Origin of the sequence: Brevibacillus humidisoli (assembly GCF_020923435.1) — a bacterium.
Taxonomy (GTDB): Bacteria; Bacillota; Bacilli; order Brevibacillales; family Brevibacillaceae; genus Brevibacillus_E; species Brevibacillus_E humidisoli.
On sequence record NZ_CP087263.1, the window covers coordinates 2,956,195 to 2,979,239 of the forward strand.

A 23,045-nucleotide genomic window follows, 5' to 3' on the forward strand; every position below is an offset into this window, starting at 1 on the left:
CGAAACGCGAATTGGAGCAGGAACGGAGCGGGAGCCCGAGGCTCCCCCGGACCAACCGCTCCGTTCAACACTCCAATCGGTTACTTCAGGTACGATTTGGCGATTTCGATCAAGCCCTCTTTGCTGATATCGTTGCCTACTTGGATATTGTATTGCAGATGCTGCTCAGTACCCGCAATCTCATGTACCCATACGATCCCTTTTCCCCCGCCTTCATATTCGGTGTACAGCATTTCGACTCCATTCACATCGATCTTTTCCGATTTCCAGTTCCATTCATCGTGCGCATAGATCGTAGTTGGCTCATCAGATCTGGAGACAAAAACTTGGATCTCGCTCTCTCCTTTTTTGTATGTGCTCAGGATACGCCAATGATCATCAGAGAGTTCCACCGGCATCATCGCGTACTCCTTGTTCGATTCCTCCGCCTGCTTCCGCAGCTTTTCTGCTGTCGCCGCTTGCTCTTTAGGAGTTAGAGGATTCACTTCCGTGACGGGATCAAAGGTGAGCCTAGCCCAAGTAAACTTGTAATCTTCTTTTAAACTGTCCATAATCGCAGCCGACTCATCCTTCAATTTGCTCCGGAGGGCGGACGCATCGGTAAAGACTTCTGATTTGACTTCTGTCTCTAATTGGTGGTTGGGGTTGTTTGGAACGATGTAAAAGATCGCCGCTGAACCATCCTGCAGCAGCTCATCGGCCAATTGTGAGCTCATCGCCAAGCGATTCAGGTCTTCTTCTTGATATTGAGGCTGCTCCAACTCTTTCGATGGTTTTACCTCATACACCACTTCACCCTGCTGATTTTGCAACGACCCATATTTAAACATCGCAAAACCAGATGACACCGTCAACAGTACTCCCGCTACGACCAACAGACCCACTTTGTTTTTCACAGTAAATCGCTCCTTTTTGTTTTGATTGGCATTTAGCTTCCTCATCACGCTTCCCGTCAAGTCAACTTCGGGAAGCTGTGCGTTATGAAAAAGTTCTTTCAAATCCTGGTCCTTGTCCAACACCATCCGCTCCCTTCGCTTGGAGATAGTACTTGCGGAACTTTGCAGCCGTACGCTCGTATTTTTTTCGCAGATTGGCGCTGCTTTGATGAAAGATGAGGCTGATTTCTTGATAACTCTTGCCCTCAACACAGCGTAAAATGATCAAATTCCGCTCTTCTGCTGACAATCGGGACATGGCCTGATGTACGAATTCATCGAAATAATTGGCTTCAATCTGCAGATCTACCTCTTTGTTTTCCTTCTCATCTCGATAGAAGAAGGGAAGATATTTCGCCAGTTTTCGCTTACGGATCAGATCAATACATTGATTGTAGGATATCTTGTACAACCAAGCGCCAAACGGGATATCCCGGTTATACTTTTCCAGGTTGCGATATGCTTTCAGAAATACCTCTTGTGCGCAGTCCTCTGCTTCAGCGTAATCGCCAAGCATGTGGTAACAATACAGAAAGATTGATTTTTGGTATTCTCGCACGATATGCTCGAACTTCTCGGTATCACCACTCAGTACGTCAGCAACGAGCTGACGTAGCTCAGTATCATCCACTCCTATCACCCCTTTCATCCTATACAACGAATCAACTACACCGAAACGTGACAGGAAAAAAACAGATTTATTCATCGTACACCAAAAACACAACAAAGGACACGCATGATGCGTGTCCTTCGCGTGTCCTTCATGTGCAGGCAAAGCTTACCCGCAGTTACTCCAGTTCTCTTTCTTCAAAATGATAATCCACTTCTTTAGGCGCCACCTTGGCCTTGCCTAACGCCGGAGTATCAGGGCGGGCCGCCTGATATACGGCCGCCCCAACAATGTGGGATACCTCTGTTAATTTGTCCAAACTAATCTTGTCTATGGTGTCTTCCGGAGAATGATACCATGGTTCTACCGGCGCGTGGATGAATAGTGCAGCAGGTATCCCCACCTCAGTAAATGGAACATGATCGCTGCGTCCTTCCATCCCATAAGGAGTAGCTTCACCTGTTTCCGATAGACGGGCGCCCGCTGCTGCTCCCAGATCGGTGACGATGTTTTTCTCCCCGTCAGCCGTGTACATGATTAAGGGACCGGCATCCTTGCTGCCAACCATATCCATTTGGAACATGCCCACCGTGCGCTCGTAATCCTCTTCCGTCATTCTCTCCACGTATTCATACGACCCCAACAGCCCATTTTCCTCTGCCCCAAAGGTGACAAACCGAATATCGGTATCAGTCGGAGCATTGGCAAACACACGTGCCAACTCAAGAACGGTCGCTGTGCCTGACGCATCGTCATTTGCTCCCGGCGCTCCCTCTACGGAATCATGATGAGCACCAACCAGTATCAGTTCCCCGGTCGACTTTTGGGTCGCCTTTTTGGTGGCCACTACGTTATGGGACATCGCTTTGTCTGTCGCCGCTCCCTCCACAATCAGGGTGGCGGTAACGGTCTCACCAGCATCCAAGCGGGTTTTCAGAGCTTCCCCTTGCTCGTTGGTGATGGCTAGCGACGGAACATACCCATCATCGGGACCACCCAGCGTTCCATTCATCACACCGTCAGCATTGTTGTAAATAATCACAGCAGAAGCTCCTGCCGCAGCAGCGTTTAAGATCTTGGTTGCGAAGGTATAGCTGCCGCGTTTGATCAGGGCGATCTTTCCTGTAACATCCTTTCCTTCAAAATCACTCTCGGCTCCTAACCCACAATAAATTAACTCCCCCGTTACCGTTCCATTGACGCCATATTGGAAGCTGCTTGGAGCGGGATCAAACGTTATGCCGTCGACATGCAATTCCAACTGGTCAGGCTCTGTATAGGTGTATATCTCAAACTCTTGTACATCTGTATCATAACCATATGATTCAAATTCTCGTTTGATATACTCCACCGCCCGATCCTCAGCCGGAGTGCCGGCAACTCGTGGAGTCTTTGAAAGTTCAGCAATGTGATTGTAAATGTTCTCTACCTTAATCCGTTTGACAATCTTGTTATCAAACGCCTGGTCTGATGTAAGATTTTTTTCCGGTGCCGCCCATACCGCGGCAGTACTGAAACAAAGGCTAGCGGTAAGCAAAAGTGATAGAAGTGCTTTTCTTCTCATCGTGATCCCCTCGCTTTTCCACAAAATTGAAACTGCTCACAAAAAATAGTAAAAGAAATTCAACAACTTGTCCATTTTTAATTTTCGATATATTTTGATAATTAATGACAACAGCACACTATGTATGTTTGAAAAGAAGAGATGATAGGGATGAAAAGCGTCTTGGCTGGTGTTGCCAGAGGAGCCATGGGAGTGTAGAACCGAGCAATACCGATAAAACAGTTGTCTTCCGCACCAGAACAGCGAGCAAGTAGACCAGTACGAAAAAGAGGTATGGATACAGAAGAAAAAAGCTGTCCATATCGCTTTTTATGACGGATTGTTTACTGTTTGCTGATAGAGGTACTGCCAAGACACAATCAACAAGATAAAAGAGAGGAACAGAAATCAACTCTTTCCCATCCGTTCCTCTCATTGTAAATGTCTCAACCATTCGGTTCAGTGAACAATAGCATGGCGGAAGGCAGCCAATTGTTGCTGAATTGCTGTTTCCATAGCATGTTGCCGAGATCAGTCAACTTTTTTAATCATCGTATGAACCAGCATCAAATGTCAGGAGCGCCAATCGCTTTTCTCAGCCGATTGACAAGCTCAATCACCATTCCTTCTGTGGCAGGTGCATCCAACGACTGGCTGTGGTCATTGAGCAGATAACCGGCTGCCCGCAGTTCATCGTGTGCTTGTTGAGCCCAGTGCCGGTTGTCAGCAGGCGGTGCTGGCACTTGCGTAGCCAACAAGCCGGTCAGATAATCCCGAACAATCGATTGTCCATAATCCGCCGATGGCGCCCACTTGCCGCCGAGGGCTTCCACCGTCTCGGCCGTCCCTCGCAAGAAGGAGAAATGACGCGGATCGACAATCGGTCCGGTAACCTCGACGCCAGCGTATAGAGCTAGGTGCTGCATATGTGCCAACACTCCGGTCTCATCATCGGGAAACCTGGCATGTGCATTCGGATCGCTGCTGCTGCCTCCCTCAGTCGTTTTTAAACCACACCAGTTGTGGAACGAACGGTCCACCACACCCCCAAATCGCCCAAAGGCTGTTTCCTTGGCCGATTGGGCGTAGGCAACCTCCGGCCGAATGCCGATGTCGGTGCCCAGCCTCCAGTAAATCGCAGCCACCTCAATGAACGCTTGAGCTGCACTTCTGCTTTGCGCCCACTGCCGGGCCTGCTCCACCGTTGCCAGAGCGGGTCCGGCAATTGCTGTCCCCGTAGACATCTGCCTCACCCCTTATGATGAACATATCTATCAGCCGATCGGCTACTTCCATCCTATGCGGGGAAATCTTGCTTGACCACGGGTTAGAGGCTCACTTTGTACAAACGACAGCCAACCACTGTTAAGACGAGATGATCTGCAGCCCAAAATGCTGTTTCAACAGCTCTTTGAACCTCCCGTGATCGATTTTCTCCTTTGCAACGGTTCCATCCCTCCATTGGGTAAATGAGCTGTTTGTCACGGTTACACTTCCCCCATCTGTCAGTCTTGTGGCCAACGGATGTTTGTTAAAGGGAGATTCTTGGTGTTCAACAATGATTGTTTGAACGGCATTACATTCCGATACATCGGTGATAACCTGTTTAGAATCAAAAGCATATCCTATCTTCCAATCCGTATCCTTATGTTTCAGTTTCATTTCCAGAACATAGTCTCCATGTTCGCCCTTCCCTTTTATGATCCGGAAGTCTCCATTGCTGGAGGCAACGGTTTCCCCGCTTAAAGGGACAGGTTTTAAGGGCAGATTCCCACCAAAACCCGTATCGACTACATACGTCTGTTCTTCGTGAGTAAGCAGAATGGTGACATGGGTTCTGCCAACTGTGTGATAAGCTTGCAGATCATGCTGGTAAACGCGTCCACGTGTTAGGACTGCATCGAACCCGTTTTCCAGCAAGAAAAGGTAGAGAATAGCGTTTAACTCATAGCATAGTCCACCTTCGTTTTTAACAAGTATTTTGTCTATTAAGCTTTCTTTGGTAATCGCACGCGTTCTTTTCTCTATGATGCATAGATTTTCAAAAGGAATCGCCTTGGCCGTTTTTTCAAGCACGTTTTCCAAGTCATCAAACGTAATCGGTTCGTCTTGCGGCAGACCGATTCTCTCGCGAAATAAAGCATTCAACTTACTCATTCATCCTGCCTCCTAACAATATGTTTTTCAAGTGACAACTCCTATCGCTGAGGCGATTATTCCCTCACCGCATGATCAGAAATGGTACCGTATGATGGTCTCTCATCGGAGATGCGCGCCTCTGCTTTTTTTCGTCCCAAACGATTTGTTCCTATCACCCCTGCTATTATCAGCGCCGAACCGATGAGATGATACCCCATGATCTCTTCTCCGAGTAACATCGCCCCAGCCGCGATCGAGACGACTGTGGACAGATTGCTGAACACACTCATTTTGGAAGCCTCTATTTTGGACAAGGTGTAATTTGCCGTCAGCGCTGTGACCAGTGAAGCCATCAGCCCAAGGTAGAGGATCGACACGATAAAGGTGCCGCTTGCCAGCGGTGCAACAAAATGATCAAGCGTGTCTGCGGTCACATGATCGGTGAGCGATATAACCAGAAACGTGACGAACCCGATGCCCAGCATCAAGTATGTGATTTCCATGGGACGGTAAGTTCTCAGGAGCGACCGGGCCAAAACGCTGTATCCGGCAATCGCCAGGCACGATAAGAACAACAGAAAGACTCCCGTCATGTTCGGCAAATCGATGCCGCTTCCCTTCATCAGAAAGATAAACACAACACCGAATATCGAGAGCAGAATCGACAGCATCTGCGGGACGGTTATCGATTCTCTCAAAAATATGAAAGCAAGCAAGGTGGTCAAGACCGGTGTGAAGGCGTACAAGATCCCTCCCTCTGAAGAGGTGGCGTGCTGCAGCCCAATCGTTTGCAGCATGAAGAATCCGAGCGGGTACATCGTTGCCAGCAGAAACGCTTTATATAATGGTTTGCCACGGTAGTTTAATGAGACACGACCGAGCAGAACCGGGATCGACATGACCACGAACGAAACAGCAAAGCGGTACGTGAGCGTGTCAATCGGCTGGGCATGTTCGAGCGCCATTTTGGTAAACAAAAAAGAAAATCCGATAATCGCTGCGTTCAACACTGCAGATAGATAAGCAAGTGTCAGTCCTTTTGGGTTGATGATCATGTCCACCTCTCTTCAATCGTCGGGATTGTCGTTCGCGAACATTTCCCCGTTACTTGAACTGTACGACTATATGCAGAGCGGAACAATCTCGTTTTATGAAAAGTGTATCGATACAGTTGGCCGCCTCTTATATAATGATCAGAGAACATGAGGAGGGAGCGGCGTGAAAAAATACTTATCCATCCTTTCCGACCTGGAACAAAAAATCCAGGAAGGGCAATACCGTGCGGGTCAAAAGCTGCCTTCTGTACGCAACGCTGCCAAGTCTTACAGATGCAGCATCAGTACGATCATCCGGGCATACGCGGAACTGGAGAAGCGCCACGCCATATATTCGATAGCACAAAGCGGTTATTACGTGGTCGAAAAACAAGGAGAGCCGCCAGTTAGGCAAACAGGCAGCATGATCGATTTTTCTTCGGCCTCGCCAGATGTAAACGTGTTTCCCTATTTGGACTTCCAGCATTGTTTGAACAAGGCGATCGACACCTACAAATATCAGCTGTTTACCTATGGTGATGCGACAGGGCTGGAACAGCTGCGCCATACGCTTGTTACTCATTTGGCCGGCGATCAAGTGTTTACAAAAGCGGAGCGAGTCGTGATTACGTCGAGCGTACAGCAGTCGTTGGAAATACTGGCGAAAATGCCGTTTCCAAACGGCAAATCGGTCATCTTGGTCGAACAGCCCAGCTACGATATTTATTTGCGTTTTCTTGAGGCTGAGGGCATACCTGTGTGCGGAATCGCCCGTTCCACGACAGGGATTGATTTGCAGGAATTGGAGGAAAAGTTCAAACACGGCAGAATTAAATTTTTTTACACCATGTCGAGGTACCACAACCCGCTGGGCACCTCGTATAGCGAGGAAGAACGGAAAGCGATCGCACGTTTGGCAAGCAAGTACAACGTGTACATCGTGGAGGATGATTATATGGCCGATCTGGGCGAAGAACGGAGTTTTGATCCCATATATGCGTACAGCAGAACGTCGCACGTCGTATATCTGAAAAGCTTCTCTAAGATCATCTTCCCCGGCTTGCGTTTGGGCGCCGCCGTGTTGCCGGAACCATTGTTGGAAACCTTTTACGCATACAAACGATACGTCGACACCTCTCTGTTATCCCAAGCCGCTCTCGACGTGTACATCAAAAATGGCATGTACGAGCGGCACAAGCGTAAAATAAGCAGACAATACGCAAAACGAATGCGAGCTCTGCATGAGGCCGTACAGCGGCATAACGATGCCAGTTTGATCGAAATATCGGGTGTCAGCTCCGGTGTGTATATGCCGTTCATGCTGCCGCCGACAGTTAACCTGGAGCGCCTGACCAAGCGGCTTGCAGAGAGGCAGGTCACCGTTGTATCCGGAAAGCAGTTCTATTTATCGGATTACCTGGAGCGGGAGAAGTTTTTGCGGATCAGTATTTCACGGGCGCAGCCGGAGCAAATCGAGCAGGGAGTAAAGGTGATCGTGGAGGAAGTGAAGCGGAGCAGGTCGTTTTCCAGTCCTGATTGAAAAAGCCTCTTCCAACCGGAAGAGGCCCCTCCTTTTCGCTTATTCACTGCTTTATTTTTCACAAGCCAAGCCGTCCCCATCCCGATCCAGGCGATGCGGATCGCTCTTTGGCCCGACTGCCGCCTCATAGAAGGCCTGCGCTTCCTCATGGGACGAGAAGTCACTGCAATCACGATCCGGTCCGGATGGATCATAGCGCAAACGTGCTCTGTCCGCATCCCCCTGCTGCTCTGCATCAGGTTTCGCGTCTCCTGATGTGGCGTTCTGCCCGTTCTGGAGCCCTGTTCTCGCTCCTGCGATTTCCGCATGATAGCCATCTTCCTGTGCGTAATTTTCGATCGACCAGATCCCGACGGCAGCTTCCTGCGCCTGCTTTTGCAGCTCCCGGTATTTGTCTACGTATTTTACATTTGGCACGTATACATAAGCGACTCGGGCCAAGCCTTGCTGCAGCAGCATCTCTTGCACGGGCTCACCATCCACATACACATAGTAAAGCAGCCTTCCATACTTGTCTGGTCCATTCGTCACATCCTGCTCAAGCTCTACGGTTTTGTCGGTCAGGATTTCCGTTACGAATTCTTTTGCTTCTTTGCCAAACGGCTGTTGGCCGAGCCTGGGGTGATTGGTCTCTGGTGTATCGATCAATAGCAAGCGAACCGTCTCTTCTTTGCCATTGATCTCTACCTTGATCGTGTCGCCATCTACTACCTTGGTCACTATTGCAGCCAACCCGGCAGGACGAGTCTCTGTGCCACCAGTCGCCTCAGATCCTGCTTCCGATCGATACTCTGCTGCTGAACTACAGCCGATGAGAGTAATACAGACTGCGATGCCAATTACCCATCTCACCAAGTTTATGCGATTCATGCTGAGTCCCACCTCTTCTCTTTCCCCACTTCTGTCATGTATCATGTGGTCCGCTAAAAACGTGCTCTTCTGCTCGCAGATGTTCCTCTTTTACTCCTCTTCCGTCAAGGCCAAGTGCAGGCTCTCCTGTGAGCGGATACTAGTCTCTGAGACCTTGCTCGTCTACCAGTACATTTCGAATATGTAGGTCGCCATGTACGACGGCCAATCTCGCATCAGCTTCGACGGGCTGCAGCGAAGCGAGGAACTGTGATAGACGTCTGTCTCGTGGCCACAGTCCATGTGCCATCATCTTTTCTATATTTGCCTCCAGTTTCGGCTTCTGCTTCGCCACATCCAGTCGCTGCAGCTGATCGCGAGCAACAACTGCTCTCTCAGCTTCCTCCACGGGAAAGTGGTGCAATCTCTGCAGGAAAGCGGCGAGCGGCTCGACTGCCTACCGACGTTAAGCGGTCGTCAACCTGCCAGGCATCTCTCCCGATACCAAGGTGTATCCGGTAAACGGCCACGGGTAGTGCGGAGTTGGCCGACCTTTTCCGAACTCCGACAGTTCAACCGGTGCCAATCGCGGGAACTGATCTTCGATGAGCTGGAAGGCAAGTTTTTCAGATACCACTCGCTCCGGCGACCAAGGCTGTGTCACGGCTAACCCCTCCATCGTATTCTGCCTATCGGTACCCCATGGTGCAACATGAGAAAAAACTGCCCTTATCAGGCAGTTTAGTCAGGCGAATATAACATGCAACTATCTTTTTGCTTATGTCGTCGCCTTCACTCTTTTGAATGAAGCCGTTCCTTTTTTAGCGTGGAAAAACTCAGGGTGAGTCATATATAGCCAAAAAGCAACACTTTTGAAAACCAAAACAACGAAAGCCCTTCCTCTCTTTCATCCTTGCGGCTCCGATGACCGCGCCAAGTGAATCGGAAAACAAAAGAGGATCGAATTCATTCAAAGAGACAGTTAATTATAGCACACCTTTATGGTGCTGTCTAATTTTTTCCGTTACCGATCACCCATCTCCTCACGAACGCCAGTATTAAAGCCAACTCATTCCCTCTCATGGAATGAAAGCCGCACGGTACATTTTTCGATTAGCAATGGACCCGTATGGTAACGCGTTGGAGACATTCCAGAATTGTTCCGATCTGCAGCAGAGGAGCTTGCCCGGATTCAAACCGATCTGGTCTATTTTGCTCATCTTGTAGGGAAGGACGAGTTTGAGCGGGATGTCCTCACACCTCTCTCCAATGTAAAAGCGAACGAAGTGGAGCAGTTGCTTGCACGCAGTCACTATACAGAGGTGTTTGACAGCAGAGAGTTGGTCCAAGGAATATTGGACGGCAAGGCGGCTATCTTCCACAACAATCGGGTCTGGCTTGTTGACGTGTACGGCCCTCGGTCCCGCAACATTTAACCCACAGAGACAGAAACAGTGATAAATCGGCAACAGGAGTATTTCCCATTCAGCAATCGGGGAAATACATCATTAGAACTTCCCATCTCATCGCTAAGCGGTAAGGTCAGCCGCTCTTTCCAATGTTCGTAACAATTTTGACAAGATTTCCCCCTATTTTTTCACCTTAATCCTCCAAAATTTTGTTACGCTATAGTGTGGTCAAGGAGGCATACCTGTATGAAGGTCATCCTGCGTGTTGATGCCAGCATTGGAGTGGAGCTAGAAAGAGAGATAATTTTTCATGGCATCACCAAGTTTGTTGTCCTGCCGAGTGAAAATGATCAAATTGACTTTGTATTCTATGCACTAACACAACAACAGCGAAATGTAATCCATCAATTGTTAAAAAGTCACAGTTACCTTATGACGTTTGCCAAATAAGATCATGCCGCATCATTTTCACCCCCCTTTTTGATAGGGGGCTTTCTTGTAGCTTCTGTCCCTTGTACCTTGATCCGCAGCAAGCTGTGCTGAAACGGATCTGCTGACCATAGCGTAAAAGAAATAACAAACATGATTTGGAGGTTGCAATCATTGTGGAAGAAAGCGTTCTCTCTCGTTTCTCTCGCTCTGCTGATCATCTCTGCCGCCGGCTGTCAGTCTGAATATGGAACGAATCCTGCTGTTGCCTACGTCTCCGCAAGTCCGGACAGTACGTATGAGAAAACATTTAAAGAATTGCACCTAGGAACACTCTTCGACTATACATTGGAACTGCCGTACGCCGACAGCAGTTGGGTCAGAATCTGGGTGGAAGGATACAGGGAGGGGAAACTGGTGGAGCAGTCTCCCTTGGCTGAACTCTCCTACGGCAACAGCCCCAACCAATCTGAAACAGGCCAGATGGGCTGGGGAATCATCAAGGCTGCCGAGGATAAGGAGATGTTCTTGCTCTACGCACATGGAATCACTATGGCCCCCGTTCAACCAGCAGATATTCTCAGTGGTGAAGGCGTCAGCAACTGGGATTACGCCATCGGTGACGAAAAAATCAGCTTGCAATCAGGGGAGACAAAGCTGCTCGCTGTCTACCGTGAAGCGGAGAATCAGCTCCATACCTACGATCTCACGAAAGAAGAGGAGATCAAGCAGATGATCCAGGAAGACAAGACGGTTCTTTTACTCAAGATAAAGGTTGAGAAAAGAGGGGACAACTGATCGTTATTCTCTGTCATGCTGGTTCATTTGGTTGCCCCTTTCCTGCAAGCTTACGCCGCCGCAGCCACCTGCCGCTTCACCCTGTTCAGGTAGAGCAAGAATGCGAGCAGCAAAAGTCCCTGCACCATGATCGCGGCGGAAACCGACAACCCCAGGTAGACCACCACATAGTAGAAACCGGAACCGACCATCATCAGGAAGTTTTCGACAAAGTTTTGGACCGCGATCGTCTTGCCGGAACCGATCATCCGCTTTCCTTCCTCTTGCAACACCGTATTCATCGGTACGATAAACACTCCGCCGAGAAAGCCGACGGCCAGCAGGAAAAGTACAGCGATGCTGGTCAGATGGAAGTGCGGAAACAGCAGAATCAAGACCATCATCCCAAACCCGTAGATGACAGAACGGTAAAAGCGGCTCAGCGGAATCATCCGGGTCGACAGAAACGCACCAGCAATAATGCCAAGAGAGGTGGTGGCCAGGATGAGGGAGACGGAGAAGTCCTTGGGATCAAAGCCTAGCGAGATGGGAATCCAGGCCAGGACCGCTATCCGCAGCACCGCCGAACTCATCCAGAAAGCCCCCGTTCCAATCAGACAGAACTTCGTCGCTGGTTCTCGGAACAACTGCTGGAGATGATCGACGAAATTCCATGCCTCTCTTCCATAACGGATCGACGAGTCCCCGCCGATCCGCGGAATGAAAAAGGTCATCAACACAGACAAGAGATACAGCGCCAAACAGATCAGGGAAGAAGTGATCGCCGGCGTCATCGCCGCTATTGCACCGCCACCGCCGATACCAGTCAGGATGGCGATGATCGTGTACGCTTCGATGCGGGCGTTGGCATGAAACAATTCGTCTTCGTTCCCGGTCAATTCAGGCAGAATCCCGTACTTGGCAGGCGAGTAGACGACCGCCCCCACACCTACGGTGAAATAGCACAACATCAGCAGCAGAATGTTGCTCTGATCGATCAAGATCAGCAACAGCACCCCCAGCACTTTGATCAGGTTGCCGATCACCAGAACCAGTGTCTTCGGGTATTTATCGGCAAACGGTCCGACTACCGGTGCCAGGACGAGATAAGGCAGGAAAAAAGCGATGGAGACGAGTGCCAGTGCCGCTGGAGAAAAACCGTTATCGGTCAGCAGGTTGGCGATGACAAACAAGATCATGTTGTCGGCAAAAGCAGACAGAAACTGGGTGATATAAAGGGCGGGCAATGGCTTAAGCCGTAGTTGGCGCATGTGCTTGGTCTCCTCTCTCCGCCATCTGTTTTAGGCTGACATAATCGGTTTTTCCACTTCCCAAGAGGGGCAGTTGGGGAACGACCCGGATCGACTGCGGCTGCAGCAAGGGAGAGTATCCGTTTTCTGTGATATAGCGCCGCAGAGCAACCAGTTGGGCGGCAGGATCAGTGGTGTAGAGAATGATTCGCTCTCCCTTGCGTCGATCACTAATCGCAACAGCCGCGAATTCAGAATGACCATAACACTGAACCGCCAGTTCCTCTACCAGATTGAGCGAGATCATCTCTCCGCCGATTTTGGCAAACCGTTTCAGCCGCGACTGGATCGTCACGTATCCATCGTGATCCGTCTCAACCAGATCACCTGTTTGGTACCATTCTTCAACGGGGATGAACCCTTTGCCGTGCATCAGATAACCTTTCATCACATTGGGACCGCGTACGACCAGGTGGCCGCCCGCCGCAATCCCCTCAACCGGCTCCAACCGATGCTCAATGCCAGGAAGAAGACGTCCCACTGTTCCCTGTCGATTGCAAAGCGGCGTATTCAGCGAGAGAATCGGTGAAGTCTCCGTCGCTCCATACCCTTCAAAAATGCGGACGCCAAACTTCTCCTGCCACAGTTGGCGAACATCCTCCTTCAGCTTTTCAGCCCCTGCAAACACATACCGCAACGAGTAAAAGTTGTAGGAATGCGCATGTTTGCCATAACCAGCCAGGAAAGTGGAGGTTCCAAACATGATGGTCACATTTTGGTCGTAGCAGAGCTCTGCAATCACTTTATAGTGAAGCGGACTCGGATACAGGTAGACAGGAACACCGGTCAAGATCGGCAAAAACGTACCGGCCGTCAGTCCAAAGCTGTGAAACATCGGCAGCGCGTTGAAGATTTTGTCGCGGGACGTAAAGTCAATCACGCTGCGAACTTGCTGGATATTGGCATAGAGATTCTGGTGGGTCAACACCACACCTTTCGGCTTGCTCTCGCTGCCGGAAGTGAATAGTATCAGTTCGTTGTTCTTGGCCTTGGACTGTTTTCCGATCAGATAGAGACCAAGCCCCGTCAGTTTATCCCCCAGCGTGACGCTCTCACGGATATCTTCCAGATAGATGATCGAGACTTTCTCCTGCAGTCCGGCGATCAAGGACTCCAGCTTCCCTTTCTCGACGAATACCCGGGAGGTGAGAATGGTGTAGATTCCAGCCGTCTCACAGCAGTCCAGCAGTGTTCGTACACCGAGCGAGAAGTTCAGGATAGCCGGCGTCTTGCCGATTCGGAACAGAGAAAACAACAGCGTTGCATGACCGATTGAGGTAGGCAGCAGTACGCCTACGTTCTGGTTGGCGGGCAGCAGTGGATTCAGTTTTCTACCCAGTACATAGCTGGCGATCAGCAGCTTACGGTAAGTCACGGCAGTAGTGAGATCCTTGCAGATCTCCAGATTGGCCCCGTGCATCCTGGCCGCCTGCAGCGCCTCGTTAAACAGATTGACTCCCGTCTTCATCCGGGCCTGGAACAGCTCCTGCTGCATGATCCGCAGGATGAAGTCGCTGGCCTCTGCCTTCTGCTCCCTCATCGAGCGGTTGGGGTCCCTCTGCAGCGTAAACGGTGAACCGACGGCTACGGTCACCTGGGGGAACCAGGACTGCCTCACTTTATCTTTCAGATAGGAAAAAACGGATCGTTCCAGACCGAGAATCGTTACCGGATAGACAGTGACGCCAGTCCGCATCGCAATATAGCCGACACCACTGTAAATCTTCATCAGTCCGCCTGTCGTCGTGATCCGTCCCTCCGGGAAAATCACCAGCGATTCTCCCTCCTTGACCACACGCAGCATCCTTCTCATCGAATACGGGTTGAGTGGATCCACCGTGATGTGTTTGCGATAGCGGAGCAGAAAGGCGAACCGCTTGGCGATGTCCGTATTGGCGACGAATGTCGCTGACTTGGGCAGGTAGGCTGACAGCAAAACAGCGTCCAGCAGCGACACATGGTTGGGGATGATCAACGCAGGTTGGGAGAAATCGATTTTCTCCAATCCCTGCAGACGTACGCAAAACATCAACTTGCACAACAGTCTTACGAAGGCATGTAAGATAAACATATAAGACCACACCTTTTCCTTCAGAATGATGAGCTTTGTTAGTTACCATTCTAAGGCGTGGCCGTTTTTTAAAAAGTACCAACTTTTTTTGGTACCTGGTCATAACATGATGTAACAATGGCAACGCCCCCTATCCCATGCTTGATTAGGGGGCGCGCATTTCCAACCGCAAAAAGCTAGATTTCCTGTGGGAACCGATCAACTTTTGTCGTAAAATGGGAGCAATTAGGCGCCTCAGATAAACATCCCGCCATCTACGACGATATTCTGCCCCGTCACAAACCCGGCGTGCGCTATCAACGAATAGGCTGCTTCGGCTACATCCTCCGGGGTAGCGACCCGTCCGAGCGGGGTTCCGCTGGCCAACCGTTTGACGTGCTCCTCTTGTCCGGCAACCCAGCGGGTATCGACTATGCCCGGTGAGATGCTGTTTACCCGCACATCGGGAGCCAGCACCCGAGCCAGCGATTTCGTTACGCTGATCGCAGCTGCTTTGGACGCGGCATACGCAATCGAGCTGCCCAGTCCGGTCATCCCGGCCACCGACGCAATATTGACGATGCAGCCTTTTTGCTTCTGCAGTTCTTGAGCCGCTGCCCGACAACAGTGGAACATCCCTTTTACATTGACACTCATCACGCGATCCCAGTGCTCGTCATGCAGCCCCTCCAGATCGCGGTGCTCAACAAAATCAGTCACTCCCGCGTTGTTGACCAGGATATCCAGCCTTCCGAATTGTTGTATGGTGGCCTGAACCATGTTGCGCACAGCTGCGTCGTCAGCGACGTTCGCCTGGTAGAGCAAACCTTCTACTCCCCATTGTCTGATCTGCTCTACGGTCTGTATCGCTTCCTCTGCGGAGCGGGAATAGTTGACGGTGACATGCACCCCTTCACGTGCCAGACGCAGGGCAATCGCCCGGCCAATTCCGGTTGCTGAACCGGTGATCAAAGCAACTTTATCTCTCACAATAGGCTCACTCCTCTTTGGCTTCAGATGGTACATGCAGATCCATTTACACTATCACACAGATCGTTGCTGTTTGGTATATCCAATCGCACAACGTCAACTTTTCCTTACGTCACAACGATTCTGTCACCGCTTATTTCGGCTGGCAGGGCAGACAACGACAGCGGGACGTCTGGAACAGCGAGTCATGCAACCTCTTTTTTTTCACATACAGATAGGATCAGCCATACTGATCTTTTGCTATTTCAGTAGAGAAATGGAACCAGTGAAAGGGAGTGCTTTAATTATGGGTACATATTCTGTGTTTCGCATGCCGGAAACGGTCCTGTACGGTAGGGATTCGTTCGACCAAGTAGGCGTGCAGGCAGCGCGATGGGCAAAAAAAGCGCTTGTGATCAGCGACCAGGTGATGGACAGTTTGGGGGTTGTCCGTCGTTGTTACAAGCTGCTTGCCGACGCCGGCTTATCCTACGCCTCTTACTTGCAGGTGGATTCGGAACCGACAGACATTCATGTGCGAGAATCGTTGGATGTATGCTTGCGCGAGAAATGCAAGGTGATCATCACGATCGGTGGGGGGAGCTGTATCGATGCCGGCAAAGCGGTGGCACTGCTTGCTACAAACGGTGGATATATCGGAGATTATACAGGAGGAAAAACACCGGTCCTGCACGGCTCGCTCCCTCTGATTGCTGTCCCGACGACAGCAGGCACAGGATCAGAGGTGACGGACGTGACCGTCATAACCAATACCGCGGAGCATGTGAAGATGATGATCAAGCATCCATTCCTCCTGCCGACAGCAGCGATTGTAGACCCTGTTCTCACGCTCACTTCACCTCCCCATGTGACCGCTGCAACCGGTATCGATGCGTTGTGCCACGCGATGGAGGCGTATCTCTCCCGCCGTGCCCAACCGATGACCGATATGCTCGCATTATCCGCGATTGATCTGATTTGCCGAAATATTCGAAAGGCATACAACGACGGAACAGACCTGGAGGCACGGGAGCAGATGGCCCTGGCAGCGATGAAAGCTGGTGCGGCCTTCTCCAATGCCTCGGTCTGCCTGGTGCACGGCATGTCTCGGCCGATCGGAGCGCTGTTCCACGTTCCCCACGGTGTATCCAATGCGATGCTTTTGCCCGCTGTACTGGAGTACAGCAAAGACGCTTGTACATCACGGCTCGCTGAGATCGCTCGCAGGATCGACAGGAGGTTGGGAGACGATCCTGACGTGGAAGCCGCGGAAGAGACCGTCAAGCAGGTCAAATTGCTATGTGCTGATCTGCAAATCCCCAACATGAAAAACTGGGGCATTGACCGGAACAGACTGGACCAGGTCGTTGCGAAGATGGTTGCTGATGCCATCGCAAGCGGAAGTCCGGCCAATAACCCCAAAGTACCCACTGAAACCGAGATTGCGGAATTGTACGGGATCTGCTACGACTACAGCTTCACATGAGCACAGAACTGACCTGCTCAGCTGATGCAGGAGCCCTTTTCCATGCAGCTATTTCGCTACTCCTGCTCCACCCGCGGTCTGGTCGGATCACAGTCTGGTGGCGTCAACTCTGTTACGTGGGCCAGATTGATCAGGTAATAGCACTCTTCCCGCGCCATGTGATCGGGCATGAGCGGGGAGAGAGTACCTAGCACCGTATCTGTTAGTTCCATCTCTTCGATCTCGTGCAGGAACTTGGTGAACAACGCGATTTCCAACTCTACCTGATGATTGAATCGAGACAGAGCGGGAAACTGCTCCAGATGAGTGCGGAGATAACCGGCCAACTCGACCGCTTTGAGGTAAAGCTGCTCAAACGACCGGGTGTATTCCCTGCTTTTCTCCTTCAGTTGATGCTCGACGAGGTCCAGCGATGACGTGATGCTCCCGGCATGACCCGCCGCATCAGGCAGCCAGAGCAGGTGGTAGTGCACGGGATGACAGGGCGCAGGCGCTTCACCTTTGCACAAACATTGCAAGATCCTCACATACTCCTCCAGCTCGTTTACCATGTGATTGATAAAGGTAGGGGGCAAACTGATCGCGATTTCACCTACGAGATGACGCCGCAGCAGGTGCAGTTTAAAACTGCGGAACTCGATCGTATAATGCTGCGCCTGCTCGGTCAACTTCGTCAGCTCGTCACCGGAAAGCTCCAGCCTCGCTTTTTCCAACAGCAAGTCGTACACTTGTTTGAAGTACTCTGCCCGTTTCCACTCTTCAGTTTCTGTCGGCGCCAGGCCTTGCAGGATAAAACGGGCATGATCCCCCATGATTTGCAGCCAAAAGCGATGTTCAAACAAGGCTGCTTGGTCAAATCCACTCATATTCAAGCGATCTCCTCCCTTTTTCACGATTAGCATATGAGCATCTGCCTAATCGCGTGAAGGAACGAGTAAACCCTATTTGTATCGAACCAAAAGACTCCCCCGAACGTTCTCGGCCAGTCTATTCAACAGCCACTGGGTCGCTAGCGATCTCTCCTCCTCTGTTTTTTAGGCCAACGATGTGGTTCAACATGCCTCAGCATCGCAAGGAATACGACGCCCCATTGATCCTCGTTCAAAGAGCAAATCGGTGCATCGCGCTCCCTCCCGACATCCCTGAGCACATGTTTTAGTTGAGGAGGTGTAAATACACCGTTGAGCGCTTCATAAATCGGCAGCTCCGGACACCTCAATCCATATTCGGCCAATGCCACAAATCGACTGTGGTGATGGCTCGCCACGAGTGGACTGCTTCTCCTCCGCACACGCAATATGGCCGAGTCTACACGGGGCGGGGGAGAGAAATGGCTGCGGCCAACCACCCTGATCAACTTCATTTCAAACCAGATTCTCCATTTGAGAATGCGAGGGTTGATGATCGAATTGGCAGTGAAGCGCTTGGCCGCTCCATATTCGATCATCAGCACGGCTCGTTGAATGGCCGAAGACGGGGGATAAAGCAGTTTTTCCAGAATCGGCGTGGTGATGGAATAAGGAATACTGGCGACAACACTGAACGGATCTCTTGGCAGGCTTGTTTTGAGAATATCTCGTTCGATGACCTTGATATTTCGGTACCCTTCCGCCTTTTTCCGGAGCACTTCTACAAAAACCGGATCGTACTCAACAGCCAGAACGTGTTTTGCTCGCTCCGCCAGGCTCAGCGTGAACGCCCCTTTGCCAGCTCCAATTTCCAAAACGGTATCGGCAGACGTAATCCCCGCCAACTGGATCATCTCCTGGATCACCCGTTTGTTGTGCAGCAGATGCTGGCCGGAAAAATTAGGCCCTTCTAAGCCCTTTCGCGCCTTTCTATGACGTTTATCTTGTCTATTCATGTCGCTCCTCCGTTACGTAAAAAATGAAAACGCACAGGCGCCTGCCTGTGCGTTTCGTAACCGGAAGAGGAGATCAACAGAGTGCGGAAGAATCACTTGTTGCAGATCAACCGTAAACAAACCAAACCTTGCACAACTGGTTATGTTGCATGAGACAACTGGTTATGCGGCATGCCACGATCACCTTGTTATCCTTTCGACCAAAAAGGATTGACCGAATGAATGACACACAGCATGAGCGCCAGTCGCTTCCCATCAGGTTTGGTTATTCACTTGCTGCTGCTTTTCTCTATTGACGTCATCGCAGGAAACCTTGACAAGCCGTCATCCTGACGGCGCAACGTTTCCCGCGTACTTTTGCCCCGTATCTCGTTATCAAACGTAGACTTTTCGATAGCACAAAAAAAGAGGGCAGACTGGGCCCTCCCGCTTATTCGCGTATAACGAAACAGGGTTACATGTAAATGGGCAGACCAATCCCGATTATTCTGCACACAGGCAGAGCCTTTGTACATATGAACATTTAGATGTACAAAGTTCTCAATCGGGCTGAATGCACACGTAACCCTCCATCCTTTAAAAGTAACTTGATTTTACCACAGACACCTTCTCTTTACAATCGCAAGCGAAGGGGCCAGGGATGACGACGCGGGCAGGATTTTGCCTGTTCCCTACAGCATCTTTTTCTGCTTGGCAATCGAAGCGGCTTCTTTGCTCGTTTTCGCCCCCATTTTTTTCAGAATCCGGTTGATGTGATTTTTGATCGTCCGCTTGGCAATATGCAGCCGCTTCTCAATCTCTGATTGGGTATATCCATCGTGGATCAACTGCAGGATTTCTTTTTCAGCCGGAGAGAGCAGCTTCTGGTTCTCTTCCTGCTTCAAGCGCAAGAATTCATGGCGCAGTGCGGCAGCAGCTGTCGGGTGGATCGCCGATTGCTGATGGTAGGCGGCGCGGACGGCAGCCGGTATCTCTTTATAATCCAGCTTGCTAATGTAGTTGACCACTCCCGCCGAAAACGATTCGACGATAATCTCCTCCCGGGTCAGTGAGGTGAGCATAATGATTTTGCAATCTGCCTGGAGATCGACCAATTGATGAGCAAGGTCAATTCCGTCCAGATTGTTTTCGGTCAGGTTGATATCCAATAAGACGATGTCCACCACCTGCTGTTGGAAGAGCTGCACGGCCTCTTCTCTCGTCTCGGCTGTGCCTGCTATCGTCAAGTCCGGTTCTTTGGACAAATAGTCTACCAATCCTTTTCGCCAGATGGCATCATCTTCTACGATCAGGATGCGGATCTTAGCCACACTATCACTCCTCTCTGGGGCTCTTCTCTACTACTAGCTTGCTCGGAAAGTAGAGATAAACTGTCGTTCCCTGCTCCTTGACACTCTGAATCTCAAGCATCCCCTGATGCTTCTGCATCACGTTATAGCAATAGGAAAGCCCCAGACCATAATTTTGCCCATTTTTTTTGGTCGTAAAGAACGGATCCAGGACGTTTCCCAGATTTTCCTTGGAGATGCCGACACCGGTATCGGCTACCGATACGACCAGATGCTTCTTGGAACGGTATAGAGAAACGGTCAGCACGCCTCCCTGATGCATCGCCTCGATGGCGTTTTGACACAGATTGGCGATCACTTCACGCAGATGGACCGGGTCCCCTTTGATCCAGGCCTTCTCGTCCAGATGGGGGCGCACTTCGATCTGCTTTTTTTCGACGTACGGCCGCACATCCTGCAGGACACGAGTGACCACTTCATGCAGAGGGACGATATCCTCTTTGAGTACAATGTCCTGGATCTGTCCCTGGATCCGGTTCACCATGTTCATGATGTTTTGGGTGGACTGCAGCAGAACCGTCATATCTTCGTTCATCTCGTTCCGCTTCTCATCGGACGCGTAGGACTGAATCCGATCGGCATACAGGTTGATTTTGCCCAATTCGTTTTTGATCGTATGGTTGAGGATCGACGCTCCAGATGTCATCGCCCGCAGTGTACTGTCCAAACGTCGCTTTTCGATCCTCAGCTTGACGCCAAGCAGTCCGTATTTGACGCTGATCGCCAAAAACAGGATAAACTGCAGCGAAACGATGACAATGTTGTAACGCCAAGCGTCGTACTGATCGAAAATCCGCATCACATAAATAGAGATGAAGACGAACAACAGCGGAAGAATAGCCAGAACATTATTGATGAACCGGCTTTTCTTAACCATTGGGTCCCGTTCCGTCCAATACAGGTATATCAGCAACACACACGTACAGAGAAAATAGGGCGTAACCCACATGACCATGATCCAGTAATCGAATTGAAGCACCGGGTAAATCGGTGTAATCACCAGCATTAACAGCGGTGGCAGAAGTGCCGCATACTGGATGATCATCTTCACTCGATTCGGCATAAAGTCACAGGAATGTACGGCAAACATCAAAAAAGTGTAGGGAAGCCCGATCTGACAGATAAACGATGATACGCTGCTGACAAAGAGCATCCCCGGATTGAGCAGCGGATACTGTTGAACATACCCCTGCAGCAGCGGATACAACTCTTCGTCGATAACAGCAGCAAAATAACCTAATCCTCCGATAAAGGCTGTTGCACTAGCCCAGCGGGTAGAAAGCCGTCTCGGGTCGGTGAAGAGCAGCAGCAGTCCAAAAGCCCAGATCGCTATCAAAACGGTTATGATCACGGTGTAAAACTCCTACTCACATAGTTGGTCGCTCCGACGAAAACAAGATCAGTACGATCCTGCCTGAGTCGGTGGCGGCAGATGTCTTCAGTCACACATCCATTATAACAGAGAAGAATCGTATCTTTTTGAAAATCGGTTTTCTGAGGAAATAGTCGTTTAACCGTTTCATTACCGATCATTTGAGCATCAACTGTACAAACAGAGGGAAAGGAGAGGGCAACGTTGAGCGATACACACAGCCATGATGTCACATTTGTCCAATTCACTGACATACCTGGCCATATACATTCCTATCGGACCAGAACGACAATCAATGACGGACACAGGCACAGGATGAGGGGACGGACGTCACCCCCCTATGGAAGAGGGGCGCGTCACGTTCATTATTATGAGGGGACCACGTCGTTTGACGACGGTCATGTTCATTATTACAGAGGGTGGACGGGGCCGCCGATTCCGCTGCCCGGTGGCGGCCACTACCATGAGTTTTCCGGTCAAACCACCTTTAACGATGGACACATCCATTATTACCGGGGGAGAACAGGAGAAGACTACCGGCCAGGAACCTAAACCTTTGTATGGACGTGTATGGTTACGCCAGGTCCATCAGCATAAACTCCGCCCCTGCGGTGGTGGCAAGATGCAGTTGGGAGCGTTCATCGATTCGTGCTGAGTCACCCGTGGACAGTTGGTGTTCACCATCCAACTGCAGGTCGCCCGAGATCACAAACAAATAGATCTTGCGTCCTTCCTCCTGCTGGTGGGTCAGCTCGCGCCCCGCTTCCAGCCGGGACAGATAGACAGTTAGGTCCTGATGAATGGAGAGCGCCTCCCCGTTGGGCCGACCGGACACTACAGGAAACAGACAGTTTGTCTGCTGCTCTTTGGTGAATTCCTTTTGCTCCCAAGATGGCGTCAGTCCTTTTTGATTGGGCAGAAACCAGATTTGCAGCAGATGAAGCGGAGTATCCTCGGAAGGGTTGTACTCGGAGTGATAAATGCCGTTCCCCGCTGTCATCCGCTGTACTTCTCCCGGGCGAATGATGCCGGTATTGCCGATACTGTCCTTGTGTTCCAGCACGCCCTCTATGACGTAGGTCATAATCTCCATGTCGCGATGAGGATGCATGCCAAACCCGGTGCCCGGTTGGATCACATCGTCGTTGAACACTCGTAGCGGCCCGAACTGCAGATTATTCGGGTCGTAATACTCGGCAAAGGAAAAACTGAAGCGGGATTTCAACCACCCGTGATCAGTGAGAAAACGCTGGTCTGATGGAATGATCTGGATCATGATGAAAATCACCTCTGTCTGTCGGCACCCTGATCAGGTGCACGACTTGTTTTACACTTACTTTTTGTAAGTTACAAACATCATATCCTCCTTTCTCCCACCTG

23 protein-coding genes are annotated in these 23,045 nt (G+C 50.6%); 6 read left to right on the forward strand and 17 right to left on the reverse strand.

Going from position 1 to position 23,045, the window contains the following annotated elements; all coding sequences use genetic code 11:
* Positions 1 to 80 precede the first annotated feature (80 nt).
* The 6 genes from LOK74_RS14595 to LOK74_RS14620 all read right to left on the reverse strand — a co-directional run bounded on the left by LOK74_RS14595 (position 81) and on the right by LOK74_RS14620 (position 6,282).
* Positions 81 to 1,016, reverse strand: a complete 936-nt coding sequence (locus LOK74_RS14595) for a DUF4367 domain-containing protein (protein ID WP_230042764.1) — start codon at positions 1,014 to 1,016, stop codon at positions 81 to 83.
* Positions 979 to 1,566, reverse strand: a complete 588-nt coding sequence (locus tag LOK74_RS14600) for an RNA polymerase sigma factor (protein WP_230042765.1) — start codon at positions 1,564 to 1,566, stop codon at positions 979 to 981. Before LOK74_RS14600 ends, LOK74_RS14595 begins: the two co-directional genes overlap by 38 nt.
* Before the next feature lie 157 nt (positions 1,567 to 1,723).
* A complete protein-coding gene (locus LOK74_RS14605) occupies positions 1,724 to 3,109 on the reverse strand; it encodes a M28 family peptidase (protein WP_230042766.1) in 1,386 nt (461 codons plus the stop codon).
* Between the two features lie 545 nt (positions 3,110 to 3,654).
* Positions 3,655 to 4,332, reverse strand: coding sequence for a glucosaminidase domain-containing protein (locus LOK74_RS14610; RefSeq protein ID WP_230042767.1), 678 nt, complete (start codon positions 4,330 to 4,332; stop codon positions 3,655 to 3,657).
* Positions 4,333 to 4,453: 121 nt separating this feature from the next.
* Positions 4,454 to 5,245, reverse strand: coding sequence for an arylamine N-acetyltransferase family protein (locus LOK74_RS14615; protein ID WP_230042768.1), 792 nt, complete (start codon positions 5,243 to 5,245; stop codon positions 4,454 to 4,456).
* Positions 5,246 to 5,301: 56 nt separating this feature from the next.
* Positions 5,302 to 6,282 (reverse strand): DMT family transporter, encoded by a 981-nt coding sequence (locus LOK74_RS14620; protein WP_230042769.1) that lies wholly within the window; start codon positions 6,280 to 6,282, stop codon positions 5,302 to 5,304.
* Between the two features lie 163 nt (positions 6,283 to 6,445).
* Here LOK74_RS14620 and LOK74_RS14625 point away from each other — a divergent pair, with 163 nt between their 5' ends.
* Positions 6,446 to 7,801, forward strand: a complete 1,356-nt coding sequence (locus LOK74_RS14625) for an aminotransferase-like domain-containing protein (protein ID WP_230042770.1) — start codon at positions 6,446 to 6,448, stop codon at positions 7,799 to 7,801.
* A gap of 51 nt (positions 7,802 to 7,852) precedes the next feature.
* Here the strand turns inward: LOK74_RS14625 and LOK74_RS14630 are convergent, their stop codons facing one another.
* From LOK74_RS14630 to LOK74_RS14640, 3 genes are all read right to left on the reverse strand, one after another.
* Positions 7,853 to 8,671 carry a thermonuclease family protein gene (locus LOK74_RS14630; protein WP_230042771.1) on the reverse strand — a complete coding sequence of 273 codons (819 nt, stop codon included), beginning with the start codon at positions 8,669 to 8,671 and terminating at the stop codon, positions 7,853 to 7,855.
* 139 nt (positions 8,672 to 8,810) lie between these two features.
* Entirely contained in the window at positions 8,811 to 9,059 is a 249-nt protein-coding gene (locus tag LOK74_RS14635; RefSeq protein WP_230042772.1) for a phosphotransferase, read from the reverse strand.
* A gap of 57 nt (positions 9,060 to 9,116) precedes the next feature.
* On the reverse strand, positions 9,117 to 9,314 hold the full coding sequence (locus LOK74_RS14640; RefSeq protein ID WP_230042773.1) for a hypothetical protein: 198 nt from the start codon (positions 9,312 to 9,314) through the stop codon (positions 9,117 to 9,119).
* 493 nt (positions 9,315 to 9,807) lie between these two features.
* On the opposite strand from LOK74_RS14640, the gene LOK74_RS14645 reads away from it, so the two are divergent.
* The 3 genes from LOK74_RS14645 (at position 9,808) to LOK74_RS14655 (ending at position 11,286) form a co-directional block, all read left to right on the forward strand.
* Positions 9,808 to 10,086 carry a spore germination protein gene (locus LOK74_RS14645; RefSeq protein ID WP_230042774.1) on the forward strand — a complete coding sequence of 93 codons (279 nt, stop codon included), beginning with the start codon at positions 9,808 to 9,810 and terminating at the stop codon, positions 10,084 to 10,086.
* Positions 10,087 to 10,305: 219 nt separating this feature from the next.
* On the forward strand, positions 10,306 to 10,509 hold the full coding sequence (locus LOK74_RS14650) for a hypothetical protein (protein ID WP_230042775.1): 204 nt from the start codon (positions 10,306 to 10,308) through the stop codon (positions 10,507 to 10,509).
* A gap of 153 nt (positions 10,510 to 10,662) precedes the next feature.
* Positions 10,663 to 11,286: a hypothetical protein gene (locus LOK74_RS14655; RefSeq protein ID WP_230042776.1), complete on the forward strand. Its 624-nt coding sequence runs from the start codon at positions 10,663 to 10,665 to the stop codon at positions 11,284 to 11,286.
* Between the two features lie 50 nt (positions 11,287 to 11,336).
* Here LOK74_RS14655 and lplT read toward each other — a convergent pair whose 3' ends face one another.
* The 3 genes from lplT to LOK74_RS14670 all read right to left on the reverse strand — a co-directional run bounded on the left by lplT (position 11,337) and on the right by LOK74_RS14670 (position 15,615).
* Positions 11,337 to 12,536 (reverse strand): lysophospholipid transporter LplT, encoded by a 1,200-nt coding sequence (gene lplT, locus LOK74_RS14660; RefSeq protein WP_230042777.1) that lies wholly within the window; start codon positions 12,534 to 12,536, stop codon positions 11,337 to 11,339.
* The gene (locus tag LOK74_RS14665; RefSeq protein WP_230042778.1) at positions 12,517 to 14,646 is read right to left on the reverse strand and encodes an AMP-binding protein; all 2,130 of its coding nucleotides are present in this window, start codon (positions 14,644 to 14,646) and stop codon (positions 12,517 to 12,519) included. Before LOK74_RS14665 ends, lplT begins: the two co-directional genes overlap by 20 nt.
* Before the next feature lie 234 nt (positions 14,647 to 14,880).
* The gene (locus LOK74_RS14670; protein ID WP_230042779.1) at positions 14,881 to 15,615 is read right to left on the reverse strand and encodes an SDR family NAD(P)-dependent oxidoreductase; all 735 of its coding nucleotides are present in this window, start codon (positions 15,613 to 15,615) and stop codon (positions 14,881 to 14,883) included.
* A gap of 286 nt (positions 15,616 to 15,901) precedes the next feature.
* On the opposite strand from LOK74_RS14670, the gene LOK74_RS14675 reads away from it, so the two are divergent.
* Positions 15,902 to 17,080, forward strand: a complete 1,179-nt coding sequence (locus tag LOK74_RS14675) for an iron-containing alcohol dehydrogenase (protein ID WP_230042780.1) — start codon at positions 15,902 to 15,904, stop codon at positions 17,078 to 17,080.
* Between the two features lie 56 nt (positions 17,081 to 17,136).
* Here the strand turns inward: LOK74_RS14675 and LOK74_RS14680 are convergent, their stop codons facing one another.
* The 4 genes from LOK74_RS14680 to LOK74_RS14695 all read right to left on the reverse strand — a co-directional run bounded on the left by LOK74_RS14680 (position 17,137) and on the right by LOK74_RS14695 (position 21,644).
* Positions 17,137 to 17,946 carry a DUF2935 domain-containing protein gene (locus LOK74_RS14680; RefSeq protein ID WP_230042781.1) on the reverse strand — a complete coding sequence of 270 codons (810 nt, stop codon included), beginning with the start codon at positions 17,944 to 17,946 and terminating at the stop codon, positions 17,137 to 17,139.
* 143 nt (positions 17,947 to 18,089) lie between these two features.
* Entirely contained in the window at positions 18,090 to 18,944 is an 855-nt protein-coding gene (gene erm / locus LOK74_RS14685; RefSeq protein ID WP_230042782.1) for a 23S ribosomal RNA methyltransferase Erm, read from the reverse strand.
* A gap of 671 nt (positions 18,945 to 19,615) precedes the next feature.
* Entirely contained in the window at positions 19,616 to 20,254 is a 639-nt protein-coding gene (locus LOK74_RS14690) for a response regulator (protein WP_230042783.1), read from the reverse strand.
* Positions 20,255 to 20,258: 4 nt separating this feature from the next.
* Positions 20,259 to 21,644, reverse strand: coding sequence for a sensor histidine kinase (locus LOK74_RS14695; protein WP_230042784.1), 1,386 nt, complete (start codon positions 21,642 to 21,644; stop codon positions 20,259 to 20,261).
* Between the two features lie 225 nt (positions 21,645 to 21,869).
* On the opposite strand from LOK74_RS14695, the gene LOK74_RS14700 reads away from it, so the two are divergent.
* A complete protein-coding gene (locus LOK74_RS14700; RefSeq protein WP_230042785.1) occupies positions 21,870 to 22,217 on the forward strand; it encodes a YmaF family protein in 348 nt (115 codons plus the stop codon).
* 22 nt (positions 22,218 to 22,239) lie between these two features.
* Here LOK74_RS14700 and LOK74_RS14705 read toward each other — a convergent pair whose 3' ends face one another.
* Complete coding sequence (locus tag LOK74_RS14705) at positions 22,240 to 22,941, reverse strand: pirin family protein (protein WP_230042786.1); 702 nt, start codon at positions 22,939 to 22,941, stop codon at positions 22,240 to 22,242.
* Positions 22,942 to 23,045 lie beyond the last annotated feature (104 nt).